16 protein-coding genes and 2 tRNA genes are annotated in these 18,452 nt (G+C 67.8%); 11 read left to right on the forward strand and 7 right to left on the reverse strand.

Going from position 1 to position 18,452, the window contains the following annotated elements:
• Window positions 1-5: 5 nt before the first annotated feature.
• Window positions 6-629 carry a Maf family protein gene (locus N7L95_RS22445; protein ID WP_301257473.1) on the forward strand — a complete coding sequence of 208 codons (624 nt, stop codon included), beginning with the start codon at window positions 6-8 and terminating at the stop codon, window positions 627-629.
• A gap of 16 nt (window positions 630-645) precedes the next feature.
• Entirely contained in the window at window positions 646-2,112 is a 1,467-nt protein-coding gene (gene rng, locus N7L95_RS22450) for a ribonuclease G (protein ID WP_301257474.1), read from the forward strand.
• A 33-nt stretch (window positions 2,113-2,145) separates the two neighbouring features.
• Here the strand turns inward: rng and N7L95_RS22455 are convergent, their stop codons facing one another.
• Window positions 2,146-2,307, reverse strand: a complete 162-nt coding sequence (locus N7L95_RS22455; RefSeq protein WP_301257475.1) for a hypothetical protein — start codon at window positions 2,305-2,307, stop codon at window positions 2,146-2,148.
• On the opposite strand from N7L95_RS22455, the gene tolB reads away from it, so the two are divergent.
• The 8 genes from tolB to N7L95_RS22495 all read left to right on the forward strand — a co-directional run bounded on the left by tolB (window position 2,306) and on the right by N7L95_RS22495 (window position 7,441).
• Window positions 2,306-3,583: a Tol-Pal system beta propeller repeat protein TolB gene (gene tolB, locus N7L95_RS22460; RefSeq protein ID WP_301257476.1), complete on the forward strand. Its 1,278-nt coding sequence runs from the start codon at window positions 2,306-2,308 to the stop codon at window positions 3,581-3,583. The genes N7L95_RS22455 and tolB overlap by 2 nt on opposite strands.
• Before the next feature lie 158 nt (window positions 3,584-3,741).
• Window positions 3,742-4,275, forward strand: coding sequence for a peptidoglycan-associated lipoprotein Pal (pal, locus tag N7L95_RS22465; RefSeq protein ID WP_301257477.1), 534 nt, complete (start codon window positions 3,742-3,744; stop codon window positions 4,273-4,275).
• A gap of 10 nt (window positions 4,276-4,285) precedes the next feature.
• On the forward strand, window positions 4,286-5,071 hold the full coding sequence (gene ybgF, locus N7L95_RS22470; RefSeq protein ID WP_301257478.1) for a tol-pal system protein YbgF: 786 nt from the start codon (window positions 4,286-4,288) through the stop codon (window positions 5,069-5,071).
• A 152-nt stretch (window positions 5,072-5,223) separates the two neighbouring features.
• The gene (locus N7L95_RS22475) at window positions 5,224-6,030 is read left to right on the forward strand and encodes a tRNA threonylcarbamoyladenosine dehydratase (protein ID WP_301257479.1); all 807 of its coding nucleotides are present in this window, start codon (window positions 5,224-5,226) and stop codon (window positions 6,028-6,030) included.
• 47 nt (window positions 6,031-6,077) lie between these two features.
• Window positions 6,078-6,153 (forward strand) — tRNA-Lys (locus tag N7L95_RS22480).
• Window positions 6,154-6,248: 95 nt separating this feature from the next.
• Window positions 6,249-6,324: transfer RNA gene (locus N7L95_RS22485), tRNA-Lys, on the forward strand.
• Window positions 6,325-6,551: 227 nt separating this feature from the next.
• Complete coding sequence (locus N7L95_RS22490; RefSeq protein WP_301257480.1) at window positions 6,552-7,088, forward strand: hypothetical protein; 537 nt, start codon at window positions 6,552-6,554, stop codon at window positions 7,086-7,088.
• A 2-nt stretch (window positions 7,089-7,090) separates the two neighbouring features.
• Window positions 7,091-7,441, forward strand: a complete 351-nt coding sequence (locus tag N7L95_RS22495; RefSeq protein WP_301260212.1) for an ArsC family reductase — start codon at window positions 7,091-7,093, stop codon at window positions 7,439-7,441.
• An 83-nt stretch (window positions 7,442-7,524) separates the two neighbouring features.
• Here N7L95_RS22495 and acnA read toward each other — a convergent pair whose 3' ends face one another.
• Both acnA and N7L95_RS22505 read right to left on the reverse strand, forming a co-directional pair.
• The gene (acnA, locus tag N7L95_RS22500) at window positions 7,525-10,278 is read right to left on the reverse strand and encodes an aconitate hydratase AcnA (protein ID WP_301257481.1); all 2,754 of its coding nucleotides are present in this window, start codon (window positions 10,276-10,278) and stop codon (window positions 7,525-7,527) included.
• A 132-nt stretch (window positions 10,279-10,410) separates the two neighbouring features.
• Window positions 10,411-11,301, reverse strand: coding sequence for a DUF4349 domain-containing protein (locus N7L95_RS22505; RefSeq protein WP_301257482.1), 891 nt, complete (start codon window positions 11,299-11,301; stop codon window positions 10,411-10,413).
• A 199-nt stretch (window positions 11,302-11,500) separates the two neighbouring features.
• Between N7L95_RS22505 and N7L95_RS22510 the strand changes: the two genes are divergently transcribed.
• A complete protein-coding gene (locus tag N7L95_RS22510) occupies window positions 11,501-12,247 on the forward strand; it encodes a DUF72 domain-containing protein (RefSeq protein WP_301257483.1) in 747 nt (248 codons plus the stop codon).
• Window positions 12,248-12,418: 171 nt separating this feature from the next.
• Here the strand turns inward: N7L95_RS22510 and acnB are convergent, their stop codons facing one another.
• From acnB to prpC, 4 genes are all read right to left on the reverse strand, one after another.
• On the reverse strand, window positions 12,419-15,004 hold the full coding sequence (gene acnB / locus N7L95_RS22515) for a bifunctional aconitate hydratase 2/2-methylisocitrate dehydratase (protein WP_301257484.1): 2,586 nt from the start codon (window positions 15,002-15,004) through the stop codon (window positions 12,419-12,421).
• 230 nt (window positions 15,005-15,234) lie between these two features.
• The gene (locus N7L95_RS22520) at window positions 15,235-16,686 is read right to left on the reverse strand and encodes a bifunctional 2-methylcitrate dehydratase/aconitate hydratase (protein ID WP_301257485.1); all 1,452 of its coding nucleotides are present in this window, start codon (window positions 16,684-16,686) and stop codon (window positions 15,235-15,237) included.
• Between the two features lie 28 nt (window positions 16,687-16,714).
• On the reverse strand, window positions 16,715-17,200 hold the full coding sequence (locus tag N7L95_RS22525) for a hypothetical protein (protein WP_301257486.1): 486 nt from the start codon (window positions 17,198-17,200) through the stop codon (window positions 16,715-16,717).
• 67 nt (window positions 17,201-17,267) lie between these two features.
• Complete coding sequence (gene prpC, locus N7L95_RS22530; RefSeq protein ID WP_301257487.1) at window positions 17,268-18,440, reverse strand: bifunctional 2-methylcitrate synthase/citrate synthase; 1,173 nt, start codon at window positions 18,438-18,440, stop codon at window positions 17,268-17,270.
• Between the last annotated feature and the right edge of the window lie 12 nt (window positions 18,441-18,452).

Genomic DNA, 18,452 nt, shown 5'->3' on the forward strand with positions numbered 1-18,452 from the left:
GGCCGATGCCCAACAACAAAGCTCCTGCCCACGATTTCCTCTACCTTGCCTCGCAGAGCCCGCGCCGCCGCCAGTTGCTGGAGCAGCTGGGCGTGCGCTACGAACTGCTGCTGCCCGATGCAGACGAAGATGCCGAGGCGCTGGAGGCCGAGCGGGCCGGCGAGGCGCCGGCCGCCTATGTCGAGCGCGTCACGCTGGCCAAGCTTGGCGCCGCGCGCCAGCGCCTGAAGCGCCGCGGCCTGCCGGCGGCGCCCATCCTCTGCTCCGATACCACCGTGGCGCTGGGCCGGCGCATCCTCGGCAAGCCGCGGGACGCCGACGACGCCACCGAGATGCTGCGCTCGCTGTCGGGCCGCGAGCACCGGGCCATCACCGCAGTGGCGCTGGGCACCGCCCGGCGTACCGAGTGCGAGGTGAACGTCTCGCGGGTGCGTTTCGCACCGCTCGGCGAGGCCGAGCTGGCCGCTTATGTGGCCAGCGGCGTGCCGATGGGCAAGGCCGGCGCCTACGCCATCCAGAGCCAGGCCGCAGCCTGGATCGAGCGCATCACCGGAAGTTACTCCGGTATCATGGGTTTGCCCCTGTACGAGACGGCCCGGCTTCTGCAACGCTTCGGTGTCCGGTACTGACTCCCCGCCACGGCACATGCAAGACATCCTCATCAACTGGTCCCCGCAGGAAACGCGGGTGGCCATCGTCGAGAACGGCGCGGTGCAGGAGCTGCACGTCGAGCGTACGCTGGAGCGTGGCCTGGTGGGCAACATCTATGTCGGCAAGGTGGCCCGCGTGCTGCCCGGCATGCAGTCCGCCTTCATCGACATCGGCCTGGAGCGGGCCGCCTTCCTGCATGTGGCTGACGTCTGGCAGCGCGGCGCCTTCGCCGAGGGCGGCCATGGCGGCGCCCCGCCCACCCCCATCGAGAAGCTCGTGTTCGAGGGCCAAAGCCTCACCGTGCAGGTCATCAAGGACCCCATCGGCACCAAGGGGGCCCGGCTCGCCACCCAGATCAGCATTGCCGGCCGGCTGCTGGTCTTCCTGCCGCAGGACGACCACATCGGCATCTCGCAGAAGATCGGCTCGCCCGAGCTGCGCGAGCAACTGCGCAGCCGCATGGGCCGGCTGGTGGGCGAGGAGGGCGGCGGCTTCATCCTGCGCACCAATGCCGAGGACGCCACCGACGAGGAACTGGCCGCCGATATTGCCTACCTGCGCAAGATGTGGGCGAGCATCCGCCAGGCCAGCTTCAAGACCCCGCCCGGCTCCCTGCTGCACCAGGACCTGAACCTGGCGCAGCGGGTGCTGCGCGACCTGGCCAGCGACGAGACCCAGGCCATCCGCATCGACTCCCGCGTGCAGTTCGAGGCGCTGGCCCGCTTCGGCCGCGAGTACACCCCGGGCTCGGTGCACAAGCTGCAGCACTACCGTGGCGAGCGGCCGATCTTCGACCTCTTCAACATCGACCAGGAAGTCGAGAAGGCGCTGGCGCGGCGGGTCGACCTGAAGTCGGGCGGCTACCTGATCGTCGACCAGACCGAGGCGCTGACCACCATCGACGTCAACACCGGCGGCTATGTCGGTGCCCGCAACTTCGACGACACCATCTTCAAGACCAACCTGGAAGCAGCCCAGGCCATCGCCCGCCAGCTGCGGCTGCGCAACCTGGGCGGCATCATCATCCTCGACTTCATCGACATGGTGCGCGAGGAGCACAAGGACGCGGTGCTGGCCGAGCTGCGCAAGCAGCTGCAGCGCGACCGGGTCAAGATGACGGTGAGCGGCTTCACCCAGCTGGGCCTGGTGGAGATGACGCGCAAGCGCACCCGCGAGTCGCTGGCCCACATGCTGTGCGAGCCTTGCCCCACCTGCAGCGGCAAGGGCTCGGTAAAGACCGCGCGCAGTGTTTGCTACGAGATCCTGCGCGAGATCCTGCGCGAGGCGCGGCAGTTCAACCCGAAGGAATTCCGGGTGGTGGCGTCGCCGGCGGTGGTCGAGATGCTGCTCGACGAAGAGAGCGCCCACTTGGCTGCGCTGTCCGACTTCATCGGCAAGCCCATCTCGCTGCAGACCGAAGCCACCGTCTCACCGGAGCAGTACGACATCGTGCTGCTGTGAGCGCGCGCGGAACTTGACGGCCGAATCCCTGCACTACAGGGCCATGCCCTTGCTGTGCGCCGACGGCCGTGGCCTTGTTACCACGGTTACGCCGCGCGCCGCGGCGGCAGGCCGGATGATCACGACTTTGCGGTGCCGCCCGGCCTCGGGCCGCGGCACATCGACCACCAGAAAGGATGCAAGAAAGACCGCCATGAGCATGTTCTCCCGCCGTAGCTTTCTGTCCGTCCCGGCCGCACTTGCCGCCGGCGGCGCGATGGCGCAGTTCCGCGTCGACATCACCGGCGTGGGGGCCACGCAGTTCCCCATCGCCATCGCGCCCTTCCGGGGCGAGGCCGGCTGGACCCAGCAGGTCTCGGCCATCGTGCGCGCCGACCTGGAGCGCAGTGGCCAGTTCCGCAGTGTCGATGCCGGCGGCGCCGCGCTCGACGAGTCGGCCCGCCCCACGCCGGCCGAATGGCGCGGCCGCGGTGCCGACGCCCTGGCGGTGGGCAGCGTCTCCAAGCTGGCCGACGGCCGGGTCGACGTGCGCTTCCGCCTGTGGGACACGGTGCGCGGGCAGGACCTGGGCGGCCAGGCCTATGCAGTGGTGGAGGCCGACATGCGCCTGGTGGCGCACCGCATCGCCGACTACATCTATGAAAAGATCACCGGCGAGAAGGGCGTCTTCGCCACCCGCATCGCCTATGTGACCAAGGCTGCACAGCGCCATACCCTCTGGGTGGCCGACTCCGACGGCGAGGCGGCGCAGGTGGCCCTCGCCAGCGCCGAGCCCATCATCTCGCCGGCCTGGTCGCCAGGTGGCGCGGAGCTGGCCTATGTGTCCTTCGAGACCCGCAAGCCGGTGGTCTACTCGCAGGAGATCGCCACCGGCAAGCGCCGCCCCATCGCCGCCTTCAAGGGCTCCAACAGCGCGCCGGCCTGGTCGCCGGACGGCAGCCAGATGGTGGTGGTGCTGACCCGCGACGGCCTGTCGCAGCTGTATGGCCTGAGCCGCAGCGGCGAAGGCCTGAAGCGGCTGACCAACAGCCCCGGCATCGACACCGAGCCGGTCTTCAGCGCCGACGGCAAGTCCATCTACTTCGTCAGCGACCGCGGCGGCTCGCCGCAGATCTACCGCATGCCGGCGGGCGGTGGTTCGGCCGAGCGCATCACCTTCAACGGCAGCTACAACGTCAGCCCGGCCGTCAGCCCCGATGGCCGTTGGCTCACTTTCATCACGCGCAACGGCGGCGGTGCCTTCCGGGTGCAGCTGATGGAGCTGGCCTCCGGCACGGTGACCACCATTTCCGACACCCGTGACGACGAGAGCCCGAGCTTCGCGCCGAACAGCCGGCTGATTCTTTATGCCACCCGGGCCCAGGGCCGGGACGTGTTGATGACCACCACGCTTGATGGCAAGATCAAAGCGACCCTGCTGTCCAACCGGGGGGACGTGCGGGAGCCGGTCTGGGGCCCGTTCTCACGTTGATCGCGGCCGCTGCACCTGGCCTGCCGATGCTTCACAATGTCGCACCTTGCCGACCGCGCCGGTCGGCAGCCGTTTCCGGCCTGCCCGTTTTTTGAGGGCAGGCCATTCACCCCGGCGTGTCGTGAATCACGCGTTTCGTTCTTGATAGGAGCATTTCCATGAAACTTCGCACTGTGTCCTCTGCGCTGGCAACCGCATGCCTGGCCGCGGTCCTGGCGGGCTGCGGATCCAGCGTGAAACTGGATGAGACGCCGGTGGAAAGCCGCGAGCCCAAGGCCGTTGGTACGGGCAGCGGTGCCGCCGAGTCCGCCGTGAAGAACGTCGACCTGTCGGCCCAGCAAGGCCAGCAAGGTGACGCGGCCAGCAAGCTCGACCGGGTGGTGTACTTCGACTTCGACAGCTATGTGGTGAAGGACGAGTACGGCCAGACGATGGCCTCCTATGCCAAGCTGCTCAACGGCGGCCAGCGTCGCGTCACGATCGAAGGCCATGCCGACGAGCGCGGTGGCCGCGAATACAACCTGGCCCTGGGCCAGAAGCGCGCCGAGGCGGTGCGCAAGTCGCTGGAACTGCTGGGCGTCAAGGAAGCCCAGATGGAAGCGGTCAGCTACGGTGAAGAGCGTCCGGCTGCCCAGGGCGGCGACGAAGAGGCGTGGGCCAAGAACCGCCGCGCCGAACTGAACCTGCGCTGAGCCGGCGACCATGAAGCTCCGCATCCATCGCGGACCGCGCAGCGCGGTGCAGGCCGCGCTGCTGGCCTGGTCCTGCATGGCGCCGCTTTCGGCCCATGCACTGTTCAGCGACGACGAGGCGCGCCGCGCCATCCTTGACCTGCGCCAGAAGGTCGAGCAGGGCCACGAGCAGCGTCGTGCCGAGCAGGCGCGCACCACCGAGCAGATCGACCAGCTGCGCCGCAGCCTGCTGGACCTGAACAACCAGCTGGAGCAGATGCGGGCGGAAACCGCTCGCCTGCGCGGCGAGAACGAGCAGCTGGCACGCCAGCTGTCGGAGGTACAGCGCGGCCAGACCGACCTGAAGCAGGGCCTGGACGACCGCATGCGCCAGTTCGAGCCGCAGAAGGTGACGGTGGACGGCAAGGAGTTCCAGGTCCGTCCCGATGAGAAGCGCGACTACGAAGCGGCCCTGGAGTTGTTCCGCAAGGGCGACTTCCCGGCCGCTGCGACCGCCTTTGCCGGCTTCCAGAAGCGCTACCCGGGCAGCGGCTACAACGAGTCGGTGCTGTACTGGATGGGCAACGCGCACTATGGCAAGCGCGACTATCGCGACGCGATGGCGGCATTCCGCGGCTTGGTCACGACCTCGCCGCAGCACATGCGGGCGCCCGAAGCGCTGCTGTCGATCGCGATGTGCCAGATCGAGCTCAAGGACCGTGCGGCCGCGCGTCGCACCCTGGACGAGCTGATCAAGGCCCATCCGCAAAGCGAAGCGGCCGCTGAAGCCAAGGAGCGGCTGGCGGCCCTGCGCTGAGCCACCGCCGGCCCTGGCCGGGACTTCTACAATCGGCCCCATGCAGGCGCCGCCCGCTCATGCCGAGCAGCCCAGGTTTCCTGGGCTGTTTTCATTTGGGCGGTCGGCTGCGCTGCGGCATCATGCAGCAGACGGCAAAGGCAGTACTCCCCATGAACGATCTTGCGCTCGACGACATCGGCATCCGCACGGGCAATGACGACGGCGACGATGGCGAGCGCCGCTTCGGTGGCCTGCGCCGCCTCTATGGCTCGGAAGGCTACCAGCGGCTGCGCGCGGCGCGCGTGGCGGTGGTCGGGCTGGGAGGCGTCGGCTCCTGGGCGGCCGAGGCCCTGGCGCGCAGCGGCGTCGCCGAGCTGCAGCTGTTCGACCTCGATCATGTGGCACTGAGCAACGTCAACCGGCAGGTGCATGCCCTGGAGACCACCCTCGGCCAGTCCAAGGTGCAAGCCCTGCGCGAGCGCATCGAGCTGATCCACCCCGGCTGTCGGGTGCTCGGCGTGGAGGAGTTCGTCGAGCCCGACAACTGGCCGCAATTGCTGCAAGGTCCCGTCGATGCGGTGATCGATTGCTGCGACCAGGTGCGCGCCAAGAACGCGCTGGCTGCCTGGTCGCTGGCGACTCGCACATCGTTGGTGACGGTGGGGGCGGCGGGTGGCAAGCAGCGGGCTCAGGCCGTCGAGCTGGCCGATCTGTCGGAGACCACGCATGATCCGCTGCTGGCGTCGCTGCGGCAGCGCCTGCGGCGCGAGCATGGCGCGCCGAGGAAGGGACGCATCGGCATCAGTTGCGTCTTCTCCCGCGAGCCGGTGACCCGTCCGCCCGAGAGCTGCGACGTCGACGGCAGCCTCAATTGCCATGGCTATGGATCGGTGGTCAGCGTGACGGCCACCTTCGGCCTGGTGGCGGCCGGCGAGGTGTTGCGCCAGCTCACCGCAGGGGAGTGCAAGCCGCGCTGACCTACTTGCGCACATCTTAGAAGACTGCCTATAATCTAAGGCTTCGCGGGTTGTTAGCTCAGTTGGTAGAGCAGCGGACTTTTAATCCGTTGGTCGCAGGTTCGAATCCTGCACAACCCACCAAAAAAAGCTGCACACAACAGCGTAATTTGTGAGACACTTCGGTCCTCGCAAATTTTGGTAGACAGATCGAAGACTGTCGGCGAGAAAAAAGTTTCGGGCTCTTAGCTCAGTTGGTAGAGCAGCGGACTCTTAATCCGTAGGTCGAGTGTTCGAGTCACTCAGGGCCCACCAAGACAAAGCCCGCAAGTTCTGGAAGCAGGACTTGCGGGTTTTTTCTTTGCATCGTGTCTTTCGCAATGTTGCTTCGCGCCCGGCTTGCACGAGCCATGAGGCGGTGGCGCCCCGATGGTCCGGGGGGCTCGGTTGGCCCGGCGCACAGAACCGTGGACCTCCTGGCAGACTCCCATCAGAGAACGCCTGGCCCGCACGATGCAAGGCGCGACAGCAAGGAGCCCACCATGCCGATGTCTTCTTTCCCCGTTTCACGCGCCGCACTGCCGGTGGCCGTGGCGGCCCTGTGCCTGGCCGGCTGCGCCACCGGCTACAGCCCGGGCGACCTGCAGCCCGGCACCCCGGCCGCCGAGGTGGTTGCCCGCATGGGCCCGCCCACCGGCGAGCACACCGGGCCACAAGGCACGCGGCGGCTCGAGTTCGCGCGCGGCCCCTTCGGCAAGCACACCTACATGGTCGACCTCGACACGCAAGGCAAGGTCAGTGGCTGGCAGCAGGTGCTGGAGGAGAAAAACTTCAATGCGCTGCCCCTTGGCATCGACCGCCAGGAGGTGCTCTACCGGCTCGGGCGGCCGTCGCACGTGATGAGCATCCCGCGGCGCAATGAGCTGATCTGGTCTTACCGCTACGATGCCGTGTTCTGCCAGTGGTTCCAGGTCAGCCTGGACCGCAGTTCCAACAAGGTCACCGCCACCGGCTACAACATCGATCCCATCTGTGATGGCGACGATCGCTACGGCTCGCTGACCATCAGGCGTCGATGATGATGATCACCCTCTACGGCATTCCCAATTGCGACACCGTCAAGAAAGCGCGCCGCTGGCTCGATGAGCAGGGCGTGGCCTACACCTTCCACGACTACAAGAAGCAGGGCGTGCCCGAAGCCGGCCTGGACCGCTGGCTGGCCGCCAAGGGCTGGCAGGCTCTGGTGAACCGCCAGGGCACCACCTGGCGCAAGCTCGATCCGGCCACCCAGGCGGGCGTGACCGACGCGGCCAGTGCCCGCGCCCTGATGCTGGCCCAGGCCAGCGTCATCAAGCGGCCGGTGGTCGAGGCCGGCGAGACCGTGCTGGTCGGCTTCGACGCCGATGCCTACCAGGCGCTGAAGCACGGCTGAGCGGCCCACCGCCACGTGGCATGAAAAAAGCCGCGGCCCCCTGGCGGGGCGCCGCGGCTCCTGGCCGTCCGAAGGGCAGCCGCTCAGGCCGCCAGCAGCTGGCGCAGCACGAAGGGCAGGATGCCGCCGTGCTTGTAGTAGTCGACCTCGATCGGCGTGTCAATGCGCAGCTTCAGCGTCACCTGCTGCTCGCTGCCATCGGCCCGGCGGATGATCAGGGTCGCGTCCTGCTGGGGCTTGATGTCCTCGCCCACCAGCACGTCGAACTCCTCGTCGCCCTTGATGCCGAGCGACTCCCAGGAATCCTCGCCGACGAACTGCAGCGGCAGCACGCCCATGCCGACCAGGTTGGAGCGGTGGATGCGCTCGAAGCTGCGCGCCACCACCGCCTTGATGCCCAGCAGCTGGGTGCCCTTGGCCGCCCAGTCGCGCGAGGAGCCGGTGCCGTACTCCTCGCCGCCGAAGATGATGGTGGGCGTGCCCTGCTCGATGTACTTCATCGCGGCGTCGTAGATGAACATCTTCTCGCCGCCGGGCTGGAACAGCGTCAAGCCGCCTTCCTCCCGCGAGCCGTCCTCGCGCGGCGGGATCATCAGGTTCTTGATGCGCACGTTGGCGAAGGTGCCGCGCATCATCACCTCGTGGTTGCCGCGCCGCGAGCCGTAGCTGTTGAAGTCGGCCTTGATCACGCCGTTTTCCTTCAGCCAGCGGCCGGCCGGGGAGTCTTCCTTGATGGAGCCGGCCGGCGAGATGTGGTCGGTGGTGATGGAGTCGCCGAACAGCGCCATCGCCCGGGCGCCCTTGACGCCTGCCTCAGCCGCCTGCGGCTCCATGCCGAAGCCCTGGAAGAAGGGCGGCTCGGCGATGTAGGTGGACTTGGGCCAGTTGTAGACCTGGCCTTCCACCCCCTCGATCTGCGACCACAGCTTGCCCGGCTGGCTGCTGACGCGGGCGTAGTTCTCCTTGAAGGCCTTGGCGTCCATCGCGTACTTCATCAACTGGTAGATCTCGGCACTGGTCGGCCAGATGTCGCCCAGGTAGATGTCGCGGCCGCCCTTGCCCTTGCCGACCGGCTCGGTCATCAGGTCGCGGCGCACATTGCCGGCGATGGCATAGGCCACCACCAACGGTGGCGAGGCCAGGAAGTTGGCCTTGATGTTGGGGTGGATGCGCGCCTCGAAGTTGCGGTTGCCCGACAGCACCGCGGCGCAGATCAGGTCGTTGCGCCAGATCACCTCGTTCAGCTCCGGCGCCAGGTCACCGGCGTTGCCGATGCAGGTGGTGCAGCCGTAGGCCGCCACCGAGAAACCCAGCTTCTCGAGGTAGGGCAGCAGGCCTGCCTTCTCCAGGTACTCGGTGACGATGCGCGAGCCGGGGGCCAGCGACGTCTTGATGTGCGGCTTGACCTTCAGCCCCGCCTCCACCGCCTTCTTGGCCAGCAGGCCTGCCGCGAGCAGCACGCCCGGGTTGGAGGTGTTGGTGCAGGACGTGATGGCGGCGATCAACACGTCGCCGTTGCGGATGTCCAGGCCTTTGCCGGCGGTGAAGGTCTGCTCGAGCTTGTCCGCCGGCTGGTTGAAGCCGTTCTCGGCCACCGGCTTGCTGAACAGGTCGGTGAAGGTGGACTTCAGGTTGCCGATCTCGATGCGGTCCTGCGGCCGCTTGGGGCCGGCCAGGCTGGGTGCCACCGTGCCGAGGTCGAGCTTCACGACCTTGGTGAAGTTGATCTGCCCCGCTGTCGGCACGCCGAACAGGCCCTGGGCGCGGAAATAGGCTTCGAAGGCCTCGATTTCCTGCTTGGTGCGGCCGGTGCCCCTGAAGTACTCGATGGTCTTCTCGTCCACCGGGAAGAAGCCCATGGTGGCGCCGTACTCGGGTGCCATGTTGGCAATGGTGGAGCGGTCGGGCACGGCCAGCGAGGCGGTTCCTTCGCCAAAGAACTCGACGAACTTGCCCACCACCTTTTCCTTGCGCAGGATCTCGGTGACGGTGAGCACCAGGTCGGTGGCGGTGACGCCTTCGCGCAGCTGGCCGCTCAGCTCGAAGCCCACCACATCGGGCGTCAGGAAGTAGACCGGCTGGCCCAGCATGCCGGCTTCCGCCTCGATGCCGCCCACGCCCCAGCCGACCACGCCAATGCCGTTGATCATCGTGGTGTGGCTGTCGGTGCCGACCAGGGTGTCGGGGTAGTAGACGCCGTCGGCGCGCTTGTGGACGCCGCGCGCCAGGTATTCGAGGTTCACCTGGTGCACGATGCCGAAGCCCGGGGGCACCACGCCGAAGGTGTCGAAGGCCTGCATGCCCCACTTCATGAACTCGTAGCGTTCCTGGTTGCGCTGGAATTCCAGCCGCATGTTCAGGTCCAGCGCCTTCTTGCTGCCGTAGTGATCGATCATCACCGAGTGGTCGACCACCAGGTCCACCGGCACCAGCGGCTCGATGGTCTTCGGGTTCTTGCCCATCTCGGCGGCCACCGAGCGCATGGCCGCCAGGTCGGCGAGCAGTGGCACGCCGGTGAAGTCCTGGAGCACCACCCGGGCAACCACGAACGGGATCTCGTCGGTGCGCTGAGCATTCGGTTGCCAGTTGGCCAGCTGCTGCACGTGCTCGGGAGTCACCTTCTTGCCGTCACAGTTGCGCAGCACGCTTTCGAGCACGAGGCGGATCGACACCGGCAGCTTCTCGACATTCGGGAACTGCCTGGCCAGCTCGGGCAGCGAGAAGAAGCTGCCTTGCTTGCCGGAAGCGGTCTGGAAGGTCTTGTAGGTCTGGGCGAAGGCATGCACGGGCGCCTGGGCGGCTTTCTTCGGGGTCTTCTCTTGGGCGGCTTTGGCCATGGGGGTCACTCCGAGGTGCGGTTCAAGGTGGGGAAAGATCGTGGGGATTGTCGCAGTTTGAGCTTGCGTCGCAAGAAGCGTGCAGGGACTTCGCCGCCCCTGCACGCCGCCCCAGCCGCCCCGATTGACGCCTCAGGGGGTGGTGGCGCGGCGCTTGCTGCGCCGGCGCCAGATCGCACGCACCACGCTGCCGAGCACCAACAGGGCCAGCGTCCAGGGCAGCAGGGCAGCGGTCAGCTCGATCAGCGCGGCCAGGCTCGCTGCCAGCACATGGCCGGTGTTGAGCACCGCGCCGCGCACCGGCGACCACATGCCGGTCTCGATCACCGAGGGCCGGGCCTGGAAGCTGAGCACCACATGCACCTTGTCCGTCAGGCTGGCCAGGGCCTTGCGGCGGGAGGCCAGGCTGTCGATCTCGCTCTGCACGCGGGTCAGCTCGCGCTCCACCTCGATGAGCTCGCCCAGCTTGGCCTTGGGCGTGGCCATCAGGCGGCGCAGGTTGTCGCGGAACTCGCTCATGTTCTTCAGGCGGGCTTCCGTGTCGATCACTTCGTCGGTCTTGTCCTCGGCCTGGGTGGTGTGCTGGCCGACGCTGCCCAGCGCCGTCACCTTGGCCAGGAAGGCGTCGAGCTGCTGCGGCGGGACACGCGCTTCGAGCGAGGCGCCGGTGGGATGCTGGTCGGCGTTGTTGACCAGGGAGGACGCCAGCACCTCGCAGCCGGCTGCGGCGCACGCCTGCCCGGCGGCCTTCCAGGCCGCCTCGACGCCGTCGGCGTCGGTGAACAGCGTCAGGTCATGGCGCAGTGCGAGGTAGCGGCGCTGCGGCGAGGCGTTGTCTGCCGGCGCGGAGCCGGCGCCGCCCTCGGCCGCCTGCACCGGTGCGGCTGCTGCCGCGGGTGCCATGCCGTACGCAGGGGCTGCCTGCTCGCTGATGGCAGGCTCGGCAGGGCCGCTCCTGCCGCAGGCGGTGAGCGTGGCCAGGGTCAGGAGCAGGACGAACGGCAGGCGGGGAGGGCGGCGCATGGAAGACTCCGGGGAGCAAAGTAAGGACAGGCGGTGAAACGCGCCCGGGGCCTCCGCGGGGTTGGCCGCCAGCGAAAAATGATGCGCAACGCGCACCGGCCCGCGCGGCGGGGCCGTGAAGGGCACCGGCCGCCCGCCGGCAGGGAGCCTGCGACGCCGCGGGAGCGACGGTGGCCAGGGGCTTGGTATGCTCCCGGGCATGATCTTCATCGGTACCGCCGGCTGGAGCATCCCCCGGGCCATGGGCTCCGCCTTTCCCGGCGAGGGCCAGCACCTCGACCGTTATGCCCGCGTGCTGGGGTGCGCGGAGATCAACACCTCGTTCTATCGCCCGCACCGCGCGGCCACCTATGAACGCTGGGCGGGCCAGGTGCCGGAGCACTTCCGCTTCTCGGTCAAGCTGCCGCGCAGCATCACCCACGAGGGGCGGCTGCAGGCGGCCGACGAGCCGCTGGAGCGCTTCCTGGCCGAAGTGGCGGGCCTGGGCCGCAAGCTGGGCGTGTTGCTGGTGCAGCTGCCGCCGTCGCTTGCCTTCGATGCCGCCGTCGCCGGCAACTTCTTCGACCTGCTGCGGGAGCGCCATGAAGGGCCAGTGGTGTGCGAACCGCGGCATGCGAGCTGGTTCGAGCCGGTCGCGGAGCGAGTGCTCAAGTCCGCCCGCGTGGGCCGCGTCGCGGCCGACCCGGCACGGCCAGCGGCGGCCGCCCGGCCCGGTGGCTGGATGGGCTCGGCGCGCAGCAGCCGGCGCGCCACTCTCTACTACCGCTGGCATGGCTCGCCGCGCCTCTACTACTCGCGCTACAGCCCCGAGGTGCTGCAGCAATGGGCCGACGCGCTGGCGCCAGGACCGGCAGGGGCGGACACCTGGTGCATCTTCGACAACACCGCTTCCGGCGCCGCGATGGAAAACGCCCTGGAGTTCCGCGAGCGGCTGCCGCAGGGCTGAGCACGGGCCGCTATTGCGGGGGCTGGTGCCCGTGCCGGGCCAGGGCGCGGCCATGCCTCAAGGCGGCTGAGGCGGACCGCCGGCGACGGCTGCCGCCGGCCTTGCCCGGTCCGAGAAAGGAAAAGGCCCGCCGAAGCGGGCCTTTCTCGCAGCGATGCCGCAGGGGAACGTTCAGACCGCCACCGCCTTGGCCACGTCGCTGAACTCCTCGATCTGGTCAAAGTTCATGTAGCGGTACACCTTGTCGCCGTCCTTGTTGATCACGCCCATGTCGGCGTGGTACTCGGCAACGGTCGGGATGCGGCCCAGCTTCGAGCAGATCGCGGCCAGCTCGGCCGAGCCGAGGTAGACGTTGGTGTTCTTGCCCAGGCGGTTGGGGAAGTTGCGGGTGCTGGTGGACATCACCGTCGCGCCCTCGCGTACCTGCGCCTGGTTGCCCATGCAGAGGCTGCAGCCCGGCATTTCCATGCGGGCGCCCGCGCCGCCCAGCACGCCGTAGTGGCCTTCCTTGGTCAACTCGGCCGCGTCCATCTTGGTCGGCGGCGCCACCCACAGCTTCACCGGGATGTCGCGCTTGCCTTCCAGCAGCTTGGAGGCTGCACGGAAGTGGCCGATGTTGGTCATGCAGGAGCCGATGAAGACCTCGTCGATCGTCGCGCCCTGCACGTCCGACAGCGTCTTGGCGTCGTCCGGATCGTTCGGGCAGCAGACGATGGGCTCGTTGATGTCGGCCAGGTCGATCTCGATGACGGCCGCGTACTCGGCGTCCGCGTCCGGCTGCAGCAGCTCCGGCTTGGCCAGCCACTGCTCCATGGACTTGATGCGGCGTTCCAGGCTGCGCTTGTCCTGGTAGCCGTTGGCGATCATCCACTTCAGCAGCGTGATGTTGCTGTTGAGGTACTCGATGATCGGTTCCTTGTTCAGGCGCACGGTGCAGCCGGCCGCGCTGCGCTCGGCCGAGGCGTCACTCAGCTCGAAGGCTTGCTCGACCTTCAGGTCCGGCAGGCCTTCGATCTCCAGGATGCGGCCCGAGAAGATGTTCTTCTTGCCCTGCTTGGCCACCGTCAGCAGGCCCTGCTTGATGGCGTACAGCGGGATCGCGTGCACCAGGTCGCGCAAGGTGATGCCGGGTTGCATCTTGCCCTTGAAACGCACCAGCACCGATTCCGGCATGTCCAGCGGCATCACGCCGGTGGCCGCGGCGAAGGCCACCAGGCCCGAGCCGGCCGGGAAGCTGATGCCGATCGGGAAGCGGGTGTGGCTGTCGCCGCCGGTGCCCACGGTGTCGGGCAGCAGCATGCGGTTGAGCCAGCTGTGGATCACGCCGTCGCCCGGGCGCAGCGCGATGCCGCCGCGGTTGCTGATGAAGGCCGGCAGCTCGCGGTGCATCTTCACGTCCACCGGCTTCGGATAGGCGGCCGTGTGGCAGAAGCTCTGCATCACCAGGTCGGCGCTGAAGCCCAGGCAGGCCAGGTCCTTCAGCTCGTCGCGGGTCATCGGGCCGGTGGTGTCCTGGCTGCCGACGGAGGTCATGCGCGGCTCGCAGTAGGTGCCCGGGCGCACGCCCTGGCCCTCGGGCAGGCCGCAGGCGCGGCCGACCATCTTCTGCGCCAGCGTGTAGCCCTTGGTCGAGGCGCTCGGCGAGGTCGGCAGGCGGAAGGCGGTGGAGGCGCCCAGGCCCAGGAACTCGCGCGCCTTGGCGGTCAGCGAGCGGCCGATGATGAGGTTGATGCGGCCGCCGGCGCGCACTTCGTCCAGCAGCACGTCGCTCTTGAGTGCGAAGCTGGCGATCTGGGTGCCGTTCTTCTCGATCTTGCCGGCATAGGGGTAGACGTCGACCACGTCGCCCATGTCCATGCCGGAGACGTCGACCTCGATCGGCAATGCGCCGGAGTCTTCCTGCGTGTTGAAGAAGATCGGTGCGATCTTGCCACCCAGGCAGATGCCGCCGAAGCGCTTGTTGGGCACGAAGGGAATGTCCTCGCCAGTGGCCCAGATCACGCTGTTGGTGGCCGACTTGCGGCTGGAGCCGGTGCCCACCACGTCGCCGACATAGGCCACCAGGTGGCCCTTTTTCTTCAGCTCTTCAATGAACTGCACCGGGCCGCGCTTGCCATCTTCCTCGGGCGTGATGCCGGGGCGGGCGTTCTTGAGCATCGCCAGGTAGTGCAGCGGGATGTCCGGGCGGCTCCAGGCGTCGGGCGCGGGCGAGAGGTCGTCGGTGTTGGTCTCGCCGGTGACCTTGAACACGGTGACCGTGATCTTCTGCGCCACTTCCGGGCGCGAGGTGAACCACTCGGCGTCCGCCCACGACTGGATGACCGCCTTCGCCTGGGCGTTGCCGGCCTTGGCCTTCTCGGCCACGTCGTGGAAGTAGTCGAACATCAGCAGGGTCTTCTTCAGGCCCTCGGCCGCGACAGCGGCCACTTCGGCGTCGTCCAGCAGCTCGATCAGCGGCTTGACGTTGTAGCCACCCACCATGGTGCCCAGCAGCTCGGTCGCCTTGGCGCGCGAGATCAGCGCCACCTTGACGCTGCCGTCCGCCACCGCGGCCAGGAAGGAAGCCTTCACCTTCGCTGCATCGTCCACGCCCGGCGGCACGCGGTGCGTCAGCAGGTCCAGCAGGAACTGTTCTTCGCCGGCCGGCGGGTTCTTCAGCAGCTCGATCAGCTCGGCGGTCTGCTGGGCAGACAGCGGCAGCGGGGGAATGCCGAGCGCGGCGCGTTCAGCGACGTGGTCGCGGTAGGTTTGCAGCATGTGGGGCTCCGGGGATGGCCGGCCCCTGGCGGGCCGGCGACTTTCGTATTTTATGTCTTATATAAGACTTGCCAAGGCGCGCGGTGTTGAAGACTGCACGGGCGGCGGCAAGCGCAGGGGGCGAGGCACAGGCGCCGAGGACGCAGGAGCCGCAGGGCGGGCTGCCCCGGGCTGCTGCGTCCCCGGTGCTCGCCCGGCCACGGATGGCCGGGCGAAAGGAGTGCGGGAGGTCAGATCACGTACAGGTCCACGTACTCGTGCACCGGCATCGCTTCCAGCGTCTTCTGCTCCAGCGAGACGGCCAGGATGGCGTCCTGCTGCTTCTTCGGGAAGCGGCGGGCCAGGTTGGTGCGGAACTTGGCTTCCAGCAGCGGAATGCCGTCGGCACGGCGGCGCTTGTGGCCAATGGGGTACTCCACCACCACTTCAGGCAGCCGGGTGCCGTCGTTCAGCTCGACGGTCATCGCATTGGCGATCGAGCGCTTCTCGGGGTCGTGGTAGTCCTTGGTGAACTGCGTGTCTTCCACGCAGACGATCTTGTCGCGCAGCGCGTCGATGCGCGGGTCGGCGGCAATGATGTCCTCGTAGTCGGCGGCGGTCAGGCGGCCGTAGATCAGCGGCACCGCCACCATGTACTGCACGCAGTGATCGCGGTCGGCCGGATTGTTCAACGGGCCCTTCTTGTCGATGATGCGGATGCAGGCCTCGTGCGTGCGGATGGTCACCTTCTTGATGTCGTCCGCCGTCTTGCCGGCCTGGGCCAGCTGCTGGTGCAGCGTCATCGCCGCTTCCACTGCCGTCTGGCTGTGGAACTCGGCCGGGTAGCTGATCTTGAACAGCACGTGCTCCATCACGTAGCTGCCGTACGGGCGCTGGAACTTGAATTCGTTGCCCTTGAACAGCACGTCATAGAAGCCCCAGCCCTTGGCGCTGAGCACGCTGGGGTAGCCCATCTCGCCGGTCTTGGCGATCAGGGCCAGACGCACCGCGCGGCTGGTGGCGTCGCCGGCCGCCCAGCTCTTGCGCGAGCCGGTATTGGGCGCATGCCGATAGGTGCGCAGCGCCTGGCCGTCGACCCAGGCCAGCGACACGGCGTTGATGATCTCCTCGCGGTTGAGGCCCAGCATTTGCGCCACCACCGCGGTGGACGCCACCTTGACGAGCACCACATGGTCGAGGCCGACCTTGTTGAAGGAGTTCTCGAGCGCGATGCAACCCTGGATCTCGTGCGCCTTGATCATCGCGGTCAGCACGTCGCGCATCAGCAGCGGCTTCTTGCCGGCGGCCACCGCGTTGCGGCTGAGCCAGTCGGCGGTGGCCAGGATGCCGCCCAGGTTGTCCGACGGGTGGCCCCATTCGGCGGCCAGCCAGGTGTCGTTGAAGTCCAGCCAGCGGATCATCGTGCCGATGTTGAAGGCGGCCTGGATGGGGTCGAGCTGGAACTGCGTGCCGGGCACCTTGGCGCCATGGGGCACCACGGTGCCGGGCACCACCGGGCCGAGGAGCTTGGTGCACGCCGGGTACTCCAGGGCCTCCAGTCCGCAGCCGAGCGTGTCGATCAGGCAGTTGCGTGCGGTGTCGTAGGCCAGCGGGGACGTGACCTCGTACTTCATCACATAGTCGACGATGTCGACCAGGACTTTGTCGGGATCGGGACGGACGTTGGAGATTGCGGCGGACATGGTTCCTCTTGGGTGTCTCGGGACGGGGTTATTGCGGGGTGGCCGCGGCCTTGAGGGCCTGGGCCGCCTCGCGCTGCTTTTCATGGACGCATTCGTCGACCATGCGCTGGCCGGTCTTGACGTTCATGAGCATCGACTTGTTGGCGATCTGCAGGTACAGGGCTTCGCCACGCACGTCCTCCAGGCGCATGGCGCCGGTGGTCGACAGCACGGGCTTCATCACATAGTTCTTCTTGCCGAACTTGAGGTCGACATAGCCGGGGGTGGTGGCGTTCATCGCCAGGTCGACCGACTGCTTGAACTCGCAATCGCTGGTGCCGTAGAGCACGTTCTCAGCCGCCTGCAGCTGTTCCGGCGTGGCCGCGGCGAGCGCGGCCGGCGCGGCCACCGCTGCTGCTGCGGCGGCGGCACGCTTCTTCTTCTTGACCGGCTTGTTCTCGGCGGCGTGCGCCAACGACAGGGCCAGCAGGGCGCTGGAGGCGATGCAGGCGGCGCGAATCAGGGGGGTCCTCACGGTGGGTCTCCTAGCTGGGAATGAGCGGAAAGCCCCGATTGTGGTCGCGTGCATCCTGTAACAGCGTTCAGCGGCGGTCCTTCAGTGCGACAAATTTCAGATCTTCAGGGCCCACGTAGTTGGCGCTCGGGCGGATGATCTTGCCGTCGATGCGTTGCTCGATGATGTGGGCGCTCCAGCCGGATGTGCGGGCAATCACGAACAGCGGGGTGAACATCGCGGTCGGCACGCCCATCATGTGGTAGCTCACCGCGCTGAACCAGTCGAGGTTGGGGAACATCTTCTTGACTTCCCACATCACCGACTCCAGCCGGGCCGCGATGTCGAACATCTTCATGTTGTTCGCCTCGGCCGACAGGCGTTGCGCGACGCCCTTGATGACCTTGTTGCGCGGGTCGCTGACGGTGTAGACCGGGTGGCCGAAGCCGATGATGACTTCCTTGTTCTCGACGCGCCGGCGGATGTCGGCCTCGGCCTCGCCGGGGGTGTCATAGCGCTTCTGGATCTCGAAGGCCACCTCGTTGGCGCCGCCGTGCTTCGGGCCGCGCAGCGCGCCGATGGCGCCGGCGATGGCCGAGTGCATGTCCGAGCCGGTGCCCGCGATGACGCGGCCGGTGAAGGTGGAGGCATTGAACTCGTGCTCGGCGTAGAGGATCAGCGAGGTGTGCATGGCCTTCACCCACGATTCGCTCGGCGCGCGGCCGTGCAGCAGGTGCAGGAAGTGCCCGCCGATGGAGTCGTCGTCGGTCTCGACCTCGATGCGGCGGCCGTTGTGGCTCCAGTGGTACCAGTAGAGCAGCATGGAGCCCAGGCTGGCCATCAGCTTGTCGGCAATGTCGCGCGCGCCGGGGTGGTTGTGGTCGTCCTTCTCGGGCGACACACAGCCGAGCGTGGAGACCGCGGTGCGCATCACGTCCATCGGATGGGCGCTGGGCGGCAGTTGCTCCAGCACCGCCTTGACGGCCGCCGGCACGCCGCGCAGCGCCTTGAGCTTGGCCTTGTAGGCCGCCAGCTCGGCCACGCTGGGCAGCTTGCCGTGCACCAGCAGGTGGGCGATTTCCTCGAACTCGCAGGTCTCGGCGACATCGAGGATGTCGTAGCCGCGGTAGTGCAGGTCGTTGCCGGTGCGGCCGACCGTGCACAGCGCGGTGTTGCCCGCGGCGGTGCCGGAGAGGGCGACCGATTTCTTCGGCTTGAAGCCCGGCGCGGTGGCGGGGGCGGCGGTGGTCGTTTCGCTCATGGTTGTCTCCTC

The sequence above is a fragment of the Eleftheria terrae genome (assembly GCF_030419005.1).
GTDB lineage: Bacteria > Pseudomonadota > Gammaproteobacteria > Burkholderiales > Burkholderiaceae_C > Caldimonas > Caldimonas terrae.

What these genes read in the sequence shown, in the direction of transcription:
- acnA (WP_301257481.1), bottom strand. Translation starts at nt 10,278, where the DNA reads ATGGCCAAAGCCGCCCAAGAGAAGACCCCGAAGAAAGCCGCCCAGGCG.
- N7L95_RS22520 (WP_301257485.1), bottom strand. Translation starts at nt 16,686, where the DNA reads ATGTCCGCCGCAATCTCCAACGTCCGTCCCGATCCCGACAAAGTCCTG.
- tolB (WP_301257476.1), top strand. Translation starts at nt 2,306, where the DNA reads ATGAGCATGTTCTCCCGCCGTAGCTTTCTGTCCGTCCCGGCCGCACTT.
- rng (WP_301257474.1), top strand. Translation starts at nt 646, where the DNA reads ATGCAAGACATCCTCATCAACTGGTCCCCGCAGGAAACGCGGGTGGCC.
- N7L95_RS22495 (WP_301260212.1), top strand. Translation starts at nt 7,091, where the DNA reads ATGATCACCCTCTACGGCATTCCCAATTGCGACACCGTCAAGAAAGCG.
- N7L95_RS22490 (WP_301257480.1), top strand. Translation starts at nt 6,552, where the DNA reads ATGCCGATGTCTTCTTTCCCCGTTTCACGCGCCGCACTGCCGGTGGCC.
- pal (WP_301257477.1), top strand. Translation starts at nt 3,742, where the DNA reads ATGAAACTTCGCACTGTGTCCTCTGCGCTGGCAACCGCATGCCTGGCC.
- prpC (WP_301257487.1), bottom strand. Translation starts at nt 18,440, where the DNA reads ATGAGCGAAACGACCACCGCCGCCCCCGCCACCGCGCCGGGCTTCAAG.
- N7L95_RS22445 (WP_301257473.1), top strand. Translation starts at nt 6, where the DNA reads ATGCCCAACAACAAAGCTCCTGCCCACGATTTCCTCTACCTTGCCTCG.
- N7L95_RS22505 (WP_301257482.1), bottom strand. Translation starts at nt 11,301, where the DNA reads ATGCGCCGCCCTCCCCGCCTGCCGTTCGTCCTGCTCCTGACCCTGGCC.
- acnB (WP_301257484.1), bottom strand. Translation starts at nt 15,004, where the DNA reads ATGCTGCAAACCTACCGCGACCACGTCGCTGAACGCGCCGCGCTCGGC.
- N7L95_RS22455 (WP_301257475.1), bottom strand. Translation starts at nt 2,307, where the DNA reads ATGGCGGTCTTTCTTGCATCCTTTCTGGTGGTCGATGTGCCGCGGCCC.
- N7L95_RS22475 (WP_301257479.1), top strand. Translation starts at nt 5,224, where the DNA reads ATGAACGATCTTGCGCTCGACGACATCGGCATCCGCACGGGCAATGAC.
- ybgF (WP_301257478.1), top strand. Translation starts at nt 4,286, where the DNA reads ATGAAGCTCCGCATCCATCGCGGACCGCGCAGCGCGGTGCAGGCCGCG.
- N7L95_RS22510 (WP_301257483.1), top strand. Translation starts at nt 11,501, where the DNA reads ATGATCTTCATCGGTACCGCCGGCTGGAGCATCCCCCGGGCCATGGGC.